Origin of the sequence: Pandoraea communis, from assembly GCF_902459745.1 — a bacterium.
Classification (GTDB): domain Bacteria; phylum Pseudomonadota; class Gammaproteobacteria; order Burkholderiales; family Burkholderiaceae; genus Pandoraea; species Pandoraea communis.
Map to the genome: position 1 here is coordinate 46,076 of NZ_CABPSJ010000007.1, position 12,311 is coordinate 58,386.

Sequence of the window (12,311 nt, forward strand, 5' to 3'; positions counted from 1 at the left end):
GCCTGCCGCCTGAGGTTCAGCCCTCGCGCATGCCGCGCTCAAGGGTGTGCGCGTCGGGCAATTGACACAGGATATGGGCGGCGCGGCTGGTTGCGTTCACGATGATCGTGTCGAGGCGTCCGATCAATATGTCGCGCTGCGCAGCCGAAATCGGCATGTCTTCGAAGGCTCGCTGAGCCACAACTGCATCGTTGAGCTGCCCCAGTAAGGATTGGGCGGCGTGCAGTGTGCCCTGATAGGGCGTGCCGACCGCTTTGCGGAGCCACGGTGTCAAGGCTTCGGCGCTGTAACGGGCTTTCTTGACCTTCACGCGCAACGCGTGCAACTGCCCGGTGTCGAGCATCGCCAACTGACGGCAATCCGGAAATAGCGCAACGTAACGGGCACGGAGTATGTTGTGAGCGTGCTTCGCTAGCGCGCGCGGCCGCTTGCCTGGTGTGCGCGAAGGGCACCGCAACGCCTTCGCGATTCGCAGGTCGGCGTAACCATCTTCTCCGATGCCGAAAGCCTTCAACAGCAATGCACGTAATGCTCGCTGACGTTCGCTAGCGAGCGCCTCGGCGGCGTGCGCGCGGGCGTCGCTGCGCAGTTTCGCCACATGAGCGTCAATTGCCGGCCAGTCGATATCGGGATGCTCGGTACGCAATGCGGGCAGCGTCGTTGTCGCCAGCACGTCGGCATCTCGCGCGGGGCCCATCGCTTCCCCCAGCCAGCGCAATTCGGCTTTCAGCCGACGGTGCCAGCGGGGCTTGAGCCATGGCGAGAAGACGTCGATCAGCGCGCGCAGACGGCGCGTCGCAATGCGCAACTGGTGAATGACTTCGGGGTCGAAGGCCCCGTGGTGAGCGTCGCTCTCTGGGGTGTCCGGCAATGATGGCCACTGCCTCAGAGGAAACGCGGCGAGCGCGACAAGCAGGCGCGAAGCCGACATGTGCCGCATGTGTCGGGCGTCGGGCGGCGCGATAGCCTCTTCATCAGCCGGAGCGGCCGCGGGTGAAACTTCACCGGAGGCGGCGATGGCCGCTGTCGTCACGCGTGTCATGTCACCCAACATAGCATAGATGCTTTGGGAAATGATCTGGGGAAAATTGGGTGCGGCGCGATGACGCGCAGGGTCGCGGCGCCGCGATTTGCGAAGACAAATCGGTCGTGCCAGCCGAAACGGCAGGCCATGACAAGGGGCGCGTTGCCGAAGCGTATCGGCAGGAGAGTGCGGCCGGAAGGAAAAGCGGGGGTAAAGCTGCCGCGGGCGCCCGGTCTCCGAGGATTCGGCACGCAGGACACCCGCGAGGCGCGCAGCATCACATCAGTCGTGGACCTCGCGAGAGGATGACGTGACACGCGTCCAATGCCACAAGCCGCAGGACGGCCATGTGAGCAAAAAGATAGGCTGGCCCGAAGGCCAGCCTGCGCGCAACTGGTGTTACTTCTTGTTCACGATGTCTTTGAACGCCTTACCAGCCGTGAACTTCACGGTCTTGGCTGCCGGGATATTGATCGTTTCGCCGGTCTTCGGGTTGCGGCCGGTACGTGCGGCACGCTTGCCCGAACCGAACGAGCCGAAGCCGATCAACTGAACCGTGTCACCCTTGGCAACGGCCTTCTTGACCGCCTCAAGCACGGCGTCGAGGGTCTCGTTGGTTTGAGCCTTGCTTGCACCCGTAGTACCAGCGACGGCGTCGATCAGTTCCTGTTTGTTCATGTGTGTTTCCCTTGAGAGGTGGTGAATACCGGCGACAACTCTAACACTTCCGCCATTTGGCGAGTGTCGGTGTTGTATCCGCGCCATAAGGCACGCGGCGCACGCCAGGATATCGCCATCGCGATACGTCACGCAAACACGATCCGAAAATTGGGTCAGTCACGTATCGAGAGGGCGCCGGCACTGGCCGGGCAGCCGCATTATAGAGCCTTCGGCGGGCTGTGGGCCAGTCCTGACAATGGTTTGCGGCGATTTTGTTGTGACATGCCGCGTACTTTCTCGTTTTTGATGATAAAAACCCGGTAACTGCGGGCATCTCCGGTCACCATCGCGCGCAATCCCTTGCTGGGCGGGCTTTGCAGGTTTCCCCTAACGTAATAGGGGTTGCGTTGCGGGCCGACTTTTGGTTGGCATTGCTGACACAGTGTCCGTATTGCCCGGAATTCATTGGCGTGTCATCTGCAATGTCTAGCGTGGCGCCGCACGATCGACTACGTACCGCTGCGTGCGTCCTACACTCGAATGGCGACGATCGGTGGGGCGCGTCGCAGTACGCTTTTGAGGAATTGCCTTCATGCTGCTCTGTCAGATCACCGACCTTCATATCACACGGCCCGGTTTGCTTGCCTGCGGGCGTGTCGATACCGCGCAGGCATTGCGCCGCGCCATTGCCACCATCAATCGCTGGACGCCGCGGCCCGATGCCGTCATTGCCACTGGCGATCTGATCGATACGCCGCATCTATCGGAATACGAAGTACTTCGCGAGTGTCTTGCGGAACTCACAATCCCGCTGTATCTGGTGGTCGGGAACCACGATCACCGCGAAGGGCTGCGCGCCGCGTTTCCGGAGCATGCCTATCTACATACGGGGCATGAGTTCGTGCAGTACCGAGTCGATCTCGGGCCACTGACCGTGCTCGCGCTCGATACGCAAGATCCCCCGAATGCCGGTGGTCATTTGTGTGAAGACCGGCTTGCCTGGCTCGATGAGCAACTGCATGCGTGCGCGGGACGCCCGACGATCATCGCCATGCATCACCCGCCGTTCGATACGGGCATCGAGTTCATGGATGGATACGGCCTTACGGCGCAAGGGCGCGCAGGTTTCGCGCGTGTGACGTCACGGCATCGTCACATTGAACGGGTGATCTGCGGTCACTTGCACCGGAGCATTCAGGCGAGCGTCGAGGGGGCGCCCGGCGTCATGGCAAGTACGTGCGTGTCGACCGCGCACCAGATCACGCTCGGACTCGCGCCCGGTGCGCCAGGGACGATTGCACTCGAGCCGCCGGGCTTCGCGTTGCATCTGTGGCAACCGGGAGCGGGTGTTCGTACGCATCTGGCTTATGTGGGCCCGCACGATGGACCGTATTCGTTCGACGGTGAATCGGTCTCCTGACGGATTCATGCGGGTTTCCGGCAAGGTGAAAATGGGGACGAAAGTAGGACTGGGCGTGTGTAAAGTTCATTCCCATCAAACATAAGAGATCAGTTCGGATCAGCAGTCACAGGCCGCCCCGCCGGGGAAGTATCGCGGGACGGGAGCGACGGGTCTTGCCAGGAGACCTGTCGATCCGCCGCCCGAAGCACCGGCCGAAGATGCCGGGCCGGGCACATTCCGATAACGGGGAATCATGCAAACCGCCATCGCGCAGCGCTTGCGCGAACGCCCGCGTTTCGCGCCGGGCATTTCGATGGCATGCGACGCCGCGATACCATCGAATCCGCGCGCGCGCACCCGGTTGATCTCAATTTCCGCGAACACCACGTGACCGCCGCTACGCCCAACGAAGCCGAACCGGCACGCAATGCCCAATCGCCGGCACGCGTGCGCAGCTCGCAGCCGCTCGGCAATCTCGGGCGGTGGGGGCGCTGGATCGCCCCGGCTATCGCACGTCCCTTTGCCATGCTTGAAGTGCTGGGCGGCACCGCACTCGCGGTGCTTGTCGCCTGGCGGTTGCGTCCGGACGATCCCTTGCTGCTTGGCACGCAGTTCCCGTGGCTATGGCTGGCGGCACTCGTCGCAGCATTGCGCTACGGAGCGCTGGCGGGCGCTGCGAGCGGGTTGGTACTCGCGGCGGCCTGGTATGCGCTGTGCGCACCGGCAGGCGGTCCGTTTCCCATAGTGCACTTTGCGGGCGGCATGACGGCGGTTTTGATCGCCGGACACTTCTGCGACATCTGGTCTCACCGGACAAATCGGGCGCAGGGCATCAATGCGTACTTCAGCGACCGGCTCGTGGCGATCACACACAACCAATATCTCCTGCGTGTTTCTCACGAACGGCTCGAACGCGACCTGCTGGCACGTCCCGTGACATTGCGTGATGCGCTGACGCGCCTGCGTGAGCTTTCCGTGCGGCGAGCCGGGGATGTGCATGGCCACGCGGGTGGCTTGCCGAATGCGCAGCCGATGCTCGAATTCGCGTCGCTCACCTGCCAGATTGAAGTCGCCTCGTTGTTTCCCGTGCGCGCCGGCCACCTCGTCACGACGCCTATCGCGCGTGTCGGCGAGGGGTTCGAGCCGGATGCCGACGACCCGCTTGTCCGGCACTGTTTGCAGGAGGGGACGCTCGCGCATGTGCGCGCCGACGACGCCGCTAGCGACACCAGTCCCTATCTCGCCTGCGCGCCGCTGCTCGACACCGATGGCACGTTGATCAGCGTATTGATCGTGCGTCGCATGCCGTTCCTCGCGCTCAATCATGACAATCTGCAATTGCTGCTGGTGCTGCTTGCCTACTACGCCGATGGCGTGGCGCATCAGCCATTGGTGGCGAGCGTCCGGGAATCGGTGCCCCAGGCGCCTTACGATTTCGCGCTTGAGCTTGGGCGTCTGGCGCGGCTCAAGCGGGCGAGCGGCATTGAGTCTTCGCTCGTTGCACTGGCGTTCCCGCGGGGTGCACGGGGCGACTCGCTGTTCGAGCAGACGGTGCGTCAGCGCCGCGCGCTCGACGCGCTATGGACCATCGGCACACCACGCCGGCAGATCGCGATTGCCCTGATGCCGATCACGGACGAGCACGGTATCGACGGCTATCTGCTGCGTGTGGAGACGCTCTTGCGCCAACAGTACGACGTCGATTTCCAGAGGGGGCACATTGCGGTGCACACGGCACATGTGGACGCCGACGCGCCCGGCGCCGGACTTCTCAAGCTGATGGAGCGGTGCGTCGACCATGCCTGAGCCCACATCGAAGGACGAGCGCGCGACGAGCGGCCGGCGGCTGCGTCGAAGCGATGGCGCAAGCGGCCTGTGTCTGCTGCGTTGGGCATGCACGCTTGGCCTTGCCGCGCTTGCCGTGGGGGCGCAAGCACAGGCGCTGCGCCTCGTCATGCAGAGCGAGGTTTGGGATGCTCAGCCGGGAGGCGTTGCGATGCCACTGGTGTCGATGTCGGCGGTGCTGGGATGGCAAGCCGTCGCGGCGTTGCTGGCGGGCGGTTTTACGACATGCGTGGTGCCGGCAAGCTATCGCGGGCGGCGCAGCGCGTTCTGGCATATCGCGCTCATCACCTTCTTTCTACCCGGTGCGGGCCTGAGCGTGGTGCTGGGCGTGCTCCTGATCGGCTACCTGTTTCCGCCGCCGAGCGAGGCAGTGGTGGCTGGCCGGGTGACGCCCCCTGGTTTCATATCGCATCTGGTGGGGCGCGTACGGCATGGCGCGGGAATGCGGCTGAGGGCGCGCCTGCGCAACCTGCGTGGCGAGCGCGACGATCGCGTGGCGGCCTTGGTATCGGTTCAGGCGCTGCCGTCGCGGGTGACGAGCGAAATCGCGCGCGACCTGCTGGCCGATCCCGTGGAAGAGGTGCGCTTGCTGGCGTACGGCATTCTCGACGGGATGGAGAAGCGCATCATGCAGCAGATTTACGCGATGCGCGACCGGCACGCGGCAGCGCAGGACGAAGATGAGCGCGCCCATGCGTGCCGGCATCTCGCTCAACTGTACTGGGAGTTGATCTATCAGAATCTGGTGCGTGGCGAAGTGCTGCGCTTCACGATGGAGCGAGTCGAGCAGTTCGCACGCGACACACTGGAGCAGCACGACGACGACGCCTCGATGTGGTACCTCCTCGGCCGCTGTGCGCTACTGCGTGAGACGCCCGACGTCGCCGAGATGTACCTGCGCCAGGCACAGTTTCACAGCTTCCCGACGGAGCGCCTGTTGCCCTGGCTGGCGGAAGCCGCGTTTCAGAAGCGTCGTTATGACCGGGTGGCGCAACTGCTTGGCGGGCTGGGGGCGAGTGCGAAGGGCGCCAGAGGCGCGACAGCCTCGCAGGCGGTGCAGCCCGCAGTACGATTCTGGACACGTTAGGGCCCATGCCAATGCGCCCGCACGGCGATCTTCCGACTTCGCGGCCGTCAGGCGAGGCCGCCGACATCGCGCTGCTCCTCGAAGGCACCTTCCCGTATGTGCGGGGCGGGGTGTCGGCGTGGGTCGATATGCTCATTCGCGCGTTTCCCGATCTGACCTTCTCGGTGGTGTTCATCGGCAGCCGCCGGGACGACTACGGCGCGCCCGTCTATCCGATGCCGGCGAACGTCGTCCACTTCGAGGCGCACTATCTGTACGAGACGGCAGACACCCCGGTGGGCGCGGCCGCCAGCCAGGCGCGAACGCGGCGGGGCTCGGGCGACGTGAGCGCATTCGCGCAGATTGCCCGGATGCACGACCTGTTTCGTCAGCGGCACGAAGCGGGCGATGGGCGCGATGGGCGTGATGGCGCGACCGACGACATGGGTGTCGACGATTTGCACGCCATGCTGTCGCGGATTTTGCCGATGCTGGGCAAGGCTCAGGCGCTGGCGCAGCCGGAATTTCTCCATAGCGAGCGTGCCTGGGATTTCATCACGCAGCGCTACGAAAGCTACTGCCACGACCCGTCGTTTACCGATTACTTCTGGACGATACGTGCGATGCACAAGCCGATCTGGCAACTGGCAGGGATCGCCGGGGCCTTGCCGCCGGCTCGCATGTATCACACAGTGTCGACGGGGTATGCCGGGCTGTTGGGGACGATGCTGAGCAAGCGCACCGGCCGCCCGTTGCTCGTGACCGAACACGGCAGCTACACGAAAGAGCGCAAGCTCGACCTGCTGCAAAGCGAATGGTTGCGTGACAATCGCGGTCCGCTCGAGCGCGACATCTCGCGCGTTGGCTATTTCCAGAGCCTGTGGATGCGGTTCTTCGAGGCCATCGGCCGGGTGTGTTACGACACGGCCAACGAGATCGTCTCGCTGTATGAGGGCAGCCGCCAGCGTCAGGTGAGTGATGGCGCGCCTGCGCACAAGACGCACAGTATTGCGAACGGCGTAGACATCGCACGCTTTGCGGCGTTGCGTGTCGTGCGGCGTGAGACTGATGCGCAGGCGGACCGCGCGGACATCCCCCCGGTCGTGGCACTGGTGGGGCGCGTGGTGCCCGTCAAAGACATCAAGACGTTTCTACGCGCCATCTTCATTGCCTACCGGGCACGGCCGGACTTGCAGGGCTGGATCGTCGGGCCGGACACCGAAGATACCGCCTATGCACAAGAGTGCCGGGACCTCGCCGCAAGTCTCGGGATGGAGTATCAGGTGCGCTTCATGGGGTATCGCGCCATTGAATCGGTCTTGCCGCAAATCGGCGTGCTGGCGTTGTCGTCGGTTTCCGAAGCTTTGCCGCTGGTCATGCTCGAAGCGGCAGCGGCCGGCGTGCCGGTCGTGGCGACCGATGTCGGTGCGTGCCGTCAGTTGATCGAAGGCAACGGCGCCGAGGACCGCGCGCTTGGCTGCTCGGGGCGCATCGTGCCGATGGCCGACCCAGAGGCACTGGCCGCCGCCATCGTCGAGGTGCTGGAGCCCGAGGTATGGCACGCCGCGAGCCGCGCCGGCATCGCACGTGTCGAGCGCTACTACCGGCTTGACACCCTGCGCGATGCGTATCGCACGCTATACGAGCGCTGGATGGACGGAGGGGGTGACTGATGGCGGGTATCGGTTTCGAGTTGCGGCGTTTGCTACGCAGCGACACGCTTTCGGGCACCTTCGCCGCATACAGCTATGCGGGGATCATCAGCGCCGGTCCGCTGGTGCTGTCGATGCTCGGTGTGGTGCTTGTCGGGCTAATGAGTCTGGCCAGCGTCCATCCGCACGAGGTGCTGACGCAGTTTCAGGTCTCGGTGACGTATCTGATTGCGTCGAGCGTCATGGTGACGGGACTGATCCAGTTGGCATTCACCCGTTATCTGAGCGATCGATTGTTCGCGGGCGATCCGCAGGCGGTGATACCGGCGTTCAATGCCGTGACGCTGGTCACCACCGTCGTGCTCGGCGTGATGGGGCTCGTTCTGTCGCAGACGCTCTTCTCGGCCTTGCCGCTGGCTTATCGCTGGCTGATGTGGATTGGCTTCGTGTTGCTCGGCAATCTGTGGATCGTGGTGCTGTTCCTCACGAGCGTAAAGCAATATCGCGCGATTCTCGGTGTGTTCTGCCTGGGGTACAGCCTGAGCGTGGTCAGTGCCGTACTGCTCGGGCGCTTCGGACTTACGGGCCTGCTGGGCGGCTTCGTGATCGGCCACACATGTCTGCTACTGGGGCTGACCGCCATTGTCGTGCGTAACTACCGTACCACCACCTGGCTGTCGTGGTCGGTCTTCGAGCCGCGCAATCTGCGGCTTTCGCTGGTTGGCGTCGGGGTATGCTTCGGGTTGGGGGCGTGGATCGACAAGTTGATCTTCTGGGCGTCGCCAGTGACCGGCATCGCTATCATCGGACCGCTGCGCGCTGCCCCCATCTACGATCTGCCGGTGTTCCTGTCGTATCTTTGCGTGATTCCGGGCATGGCAGTGTTCCTGCTGCGGATCGAGACGGATTTTGCCGAAGCCTATACCGGTTTTTTCGATGCCGTACGGCATGGCGGCACGCTGCGCCAGATTTCTGCGTCGCGGGTGTCGATGGTGCGGGCGGTGCGCACCGGGCTCTATGAGATCCTCAAGGTACAGGCCGTGGTGACGCTGCTCGTCTTTGCGTTCGGCGACGACATGTTGCGGTTCGTAGGGGTGCCCGAGACGTGGCAATCGTTGCTGCGCATCGACGTCATCTCGGCAGGTTTGCAGGTGCTGCTGCTCGGTGTGCTCAATGTGCTGTTCTATCTGGACCGGCGCCGTGACGTACTGGTCCTCGTCTCGCTTCTGGTGGTGCTGAACGCGACCTTCACCTGGGCCAGTCTGCAATACGGGCCCGCGCTCTACGGCTATGGGTTCGCGCTCGCGCTACTGTGCGTGCTGGCGCTCGGCGCACACCGGCTGACCCGCCGGCTGGCGGCGCTCGAATACGACACTTACATGGGGCAGAGGGGATAACTTACCCGGCCGGGCCGATGTGCCGCGCGAGCGGCCTGGCGTCCCGTTGGCGAGGGAACGACGGCTGGAGTAATATCGCGGGTCTCGCATGTGTGATCGTGTTGTTCGATCAGTGCGGCATCAAAGGCGCCACACGGGCGTCGCTAAGGTATTGTCATGAATAATCTGGGCACCATTCTCGTTACCGGCGGTGCCGGCTACATCGGCTCGCATACCTGTGTCGAGCTTCTGGCGGGCGGCTACGATGTCGTCATCGTCGATAACCTGTGCAACAGCCATCTCGACGCAGTGGCGCGCATCGAGCGTATTGCCGGTCGTGCGCCCGTGTTCATCGAAGGCGATGCCTGTTCCCCGGCGGTCATGGACAACATCTTCACGCGCCATCGGATCGACGGCGTGATCCACTTTGCCGCGTTGAAGTCGATCGGCGAATCGATCGAGAAACCATCTCTCTATTACCGCAACAATCTCGGTAGCCTGCTGACGCTGATCGAGACGATGGAGCGCCACGACGTGCGGCACCTGGTGTTCAGTTCGTCGGCCGCCGTGTATGGCTATCAGACATCGGTGCCGATCGATGAGACGGTGCCGCTTTCGACGGGGACTCCGTACGGTCACACCAAGCTGATGGCCGAGCAGATACTTGCCGATACGGTGAAATCCGATGCGCGCTGGCGTGTCGGGGTGTTGCGTTACTTCAACCCGGTGGGCGCGCATGAGAGCGGGCTGATCGGTGAGGACCCGGGGGGGCTGCCCAACAACCTGATGCCGTACGTTGCGCAAGTCGCCGTGGGCAAGCTGCCGAAACTCAAGGTCTACGGTGGCGACTGGCCGACCCCCGATGGTACGGGCGTGCGGGACTACCTGCATGTGGTGGATCTGGCGCGCGGCCATCTGGCGGCGCTCGCCGGCCTGCACAGGCTGGGCGCGGGTTTCACCGTCAATCTGGGTACCGGGCGAGGGCACAGCGTGCTCGAAATCGTGCAGGCGTTCGAGGCCGCCAGCGGCCGCAAAGTGCCGTACGAGATTGTCGAACGCCGCTCGGGCGATGTGGGGACATCGTATGCCAACGCGTCGCGCGCGCACGCGCTGCTGGGGTGGCGCGCCGAGTACGATCTTGCGCGCATGTGCGCCGATCACTGGCGTTGGCAGCATCAAAACCCCGATGGATATCAATCGTCACGCTGAAACCGCCCGCGCCCCTTCACCGGACAAATGAAAGCAATTCCCAATTGGGGTAAAATAACCGGGTTTTCCCGCCCAAAACTGAAAGTGCGTACACCTGCACCTGGAGTCCGGGCATCGGGCCATTAAGGATGGCTCGCGCACACGTATTTCGGGCGTTTGGGTCATCCGCCCCGCCGATGCGCCGCGCCGCCTCCCTTCGTCTAACGTCAAGTCACTATGAGTACTCAGAATCAACAGACCGTGCTGGAAGTCCACCACTGGACTGATACGTTGTTCAGCTTCAAGACCACTCGCGACGCGTCGTTCCGTTACGTCAATGGTCAGTTCACGATGATCGGGCTGGAAGTGGAAGGCAAACCGCTGCTGCGTGCCTACAGCATGGCAAGCGCGAATTACGAGGAAGAGCTGGAGTTCCTGAGCATCAAGGTGCAGGACGGTCCGCTCACCTCGCGTCTGCAACATTTGAAGCCGGGGGACAAGGTCATCGTCGGCCGCAAGCCGACCGGCACGCTCATCAACGACAACCTGTTGCCGGGCAAGAATCTGTATCTGCTGTCGACGGGCACGGGGCTCGCGCCGTTCATGAGCATCATCCGCGATCCGGAAGTCTACGACCGCTATGAGCACATCATTCTGGTGCACGGTTGCCGCTTCGCCAGCGAATTGGCTTACCGTGACCTGATCACGCAGCATCTGCCGGAGCATGAATATCTGGGCGAGTACATTCGCGACAAGCTGATCTACTACCCGACGGTCACGCGTGAAGAGTTCGAAAACCAGGGCCGTATCACTGAGCTGGTCGAGTCGGGCAAGATGTTCACCGACATCGGTTTGCCGGAATTCTCGCCGGAGAACGATCGCGTCATGCTGTGCGGCAGTCCGGCCATGCTGAAAGACACCCGTGAACTGCTGGAAAAGCGCGGCTTCGTAGAAGGCCACAACCACGCGCCGGGGCACTACCTCGTTGAACGGGCGTTCGTGGGCTGAGTCATCTGACCCTGCCCCAAGTCGTACACGGGGCGCTGCCGGCGCAATCAGGCCGTGCGCGAAGACGTAAAAAAGCCCCCAAGGGCCGGACATCAGTCCAGCGCTTGGGGGCTTTTTGTCGACCTTGCCCGTTCAGGTTTTCGTGACGGGGAATACATTCGCGCAGAGAAAATCCACCAAGGCCCGGACTTTAGGCGAAGGATGTTTGCTCGCCGGCCAAAGCACATAAAAAACGCCGGTGCGTTGTGCATATGTTGCGAGTACGGGTTGGAGGCGGCCGTCGGCAAGTGGCTCCCGGATGGCGAACTCCGGCAGGTAGGCGATCCCCAGGCCCTGAAGCGCGAAACACAGGCGCGTCTCGATGTTGTTGCAGACCATGGAGGTGGGAATGGGCGGCTCCGGCTCACCGGGGATTTGCCGCAGCGTCCACGGTTCCAGTTTGCCGCTGTTGGGGAAACGGTAGTGCAGGCAGGTGTGTTGTTGCAGATCGGCCGGAACCATCGGTGTGCCGCGCCTTGCCAGATACGCAGGTGAAGCAACGAGGTGTGATCGGAACTCCCCGAGCCGCCGGGCGGTGAGGCGAGAGTCCATCGGCTCCCCCGTGCGGACCACCGCGTCGAATCCTTCTTCGATCACATCAACCATTCGGTCGGTAAAGTCCAGATCCAGCTCGATCTCCGGGTAGTGGCGCATGAAGTCGCCGAGCACTGGCAGGACCAGGGCGCTGACCATCGGCAAGCTCACGCGCAGCCGTCCGCGCGGTGCCGTGCTGGCCTGCGATAGCTCCAGTTCCGCTGCTTCGATCTCCGCGAGAATACGACGGCTGCGCTCCAGAAATAGCGCACCCTCGGCGGTCAGCGTCACGCTGCGTGTGCTGCGATGAAACAGACGCACGCCCAGCTTCTCTTCCAGCCTCACCACGCTTTTGCCGACCGCCGATGCCGAGATGCCCAGCAGGCGGCCGGCAGCGACAAAGCTGCGTGTCTCCGCCACCTGCACGAAAACCACGAAACCGCTCAGGCTTTCCACGTTCACTCCTGATTACCGTGTGATTGCGGACATAAATATCCGTATAAAAGGGAACTCTAGC

The 12,311-nt window shown here is 63.2% G+C and carries 10 protein-coding genes; 7 read left to right on the top strand and 3 right to left on the bottom strand.

Going from position 1 to position 12,311, the window contains the following annotated elements; all coding sequences use genetic code 11:
* Positions 1 to 16: 16 nt before the first annotated feature.
* Both PCO31110_RS21840 and PCO31110_RS21845 read right to left on the bottom strand, forming a co-directional pair.
* A complete protein-coding gene (locus PCO31110_RS21840; protein ID WP_174979697.1) occupies positions 17 to 931 on the bottom strand; it encodes a CHAD domain-containing protein in 915 nt (304 codons plus the stop codon).
* 492 nt (positions 932 to 1,423) lie between these two features.
* Complete coding sequence (locus tag PCO31110_RS21845; RefSeq protein ID WP_010807803.1) at positions 1,424 to 1,702, bottom strand: HU family DNA-binding protein; 279 nt, start codon at positions 1,700 to 1,702, stop codon at positions 1,424 to 1,426.
* Between the two features lie 574 nt (positions 1,703 to 2,276).
* Here PCO31110_RS21845 and PCO31110_RS21850 point away from each other — a divergent pair.
* The 7 genes from PCO31110_RS21850 (at position 2,277) to PCO31110_RS21880 (ending at position 11,221) form a co-directional block, all read left to right on the top strand.
* Positions 2,277 to 3,104 carry a phosphodiesterase gene (locus tag PCO31110_RS21850; RefSeq protein WP_150691369.1) on the top strand — a complete coding sequence of 276 codons (828 nt, stop codon included), beginning with the start codon at positions 2,277 to 2,279 and terminating at the stop codon, positions 3,102 to 3,104.
* 300 nt (positions 3,105 to 3,404) lie between these two features.
* The gene (locus PCO31110_RS21855; RefSeq protein WP_010807805.1) at positions 3,405 to 4,892 is read left to right on the top strand and encodes a PelD GGDEF domain-containing protein; all 1,488 of its coding nucleotides are present in this window, start codon (positions 3,405 to 3,407) and stop codon (positions 4,890 to 4,892) included.
* The gene (locus PCO31110_RS21860) at positions 4,885 to 6,018 is read left to right on the top strand and encodes a polysaccharide transport system component protein (RefSeq protein WP_010807806.1); all 1,134 of its coding nucleotides are present in this window, start codon (positions 4,885 to 4,887) and stop codon (positions 6,016 to 6,018) included. The genes PCO31110_RS21855 and PCO31110_RS21860 overlap by 8 nt, the downstream gene beginning before the upstream one ends.
* Before the next feature lie 5 nt (positions 6,019 to 6,023).
* The gene (pelF, locus tag PCO31110_RS21865; RefSeq protein ID WP_246189931.1) at positions 6,024 to 7,670 is read left to right on the top strand and encodes a GT4 family glycosyltransferase PelF; all 1,647 of its coding nucleotides are present in this window, start codon (positions 6,024 to 6,026) and stop codon (positions 7,668 to 7,670) included.
* Positions 7,670 to 9,046 carry an exopolysaccharide Pel transporter PelG gene (gene pelG / locus PCO31110_RS21870; RefSeq protein WP_010807808.1) on the top strand — a complete coding sequence of 459 codons (1,377 nt, stop codon included), beginning with the start codon at positions 7,670 to 7,672 and terminating at the stop codon, positions 9,044 to 9,046. Before pelF ends, pelG begins: the two co-directional genes overlap by 1 nt.
* A 156-nt stretch (positions 9,047 to 9,202) precedes the next feature.
* Positions 9,203 to 10,234 carry a UDP-glucose 4-epimerase GalE gene (galE, locus tag PCO31110_RS21875; RefSeq protein ID WP_010807809.1) on the top strand — a complete coding sequence of 344 codons (1,032 nt, stop codon included), beginning with the start codon at positions 9,203 to 9,205 and terminating at the stop codon, positions 10,232 to 10,234.
* 216 nt (positions 10,235 to 10,450) lie between these two features.
* On the top strand, positions 10,451 to 11,221 hold the full coding sequence (locus PCO31110_RS21880; protein ID WP_010807810.1) for a ferredoxin--NADP reductase: 771 nt from the start codon (positions 10,451 to 10,453) through the stop codon (positions 11,219 to 11,221).
* Positions 11,222 to 11,353: 132 nt separating this feature from the next.
* On the opposite strand, the gene PCO31110_RS21890 is transcribed toward PCO31110_RS21880, so the two are convergent.
* Complete coding sequence (locus PCO31110_RS21890; protein ID WP_150691371.1) at positions 11,354 to 12,250, bottom strand: LysR family transcriptional regulator; 897 nt, start codon at positions 12,248 to 12,250, stop codon at positions 11,354 to 11,356.
* Between the last annotated feature and the right edge of the window lie 61 nt (positions 12,251 to 12,311).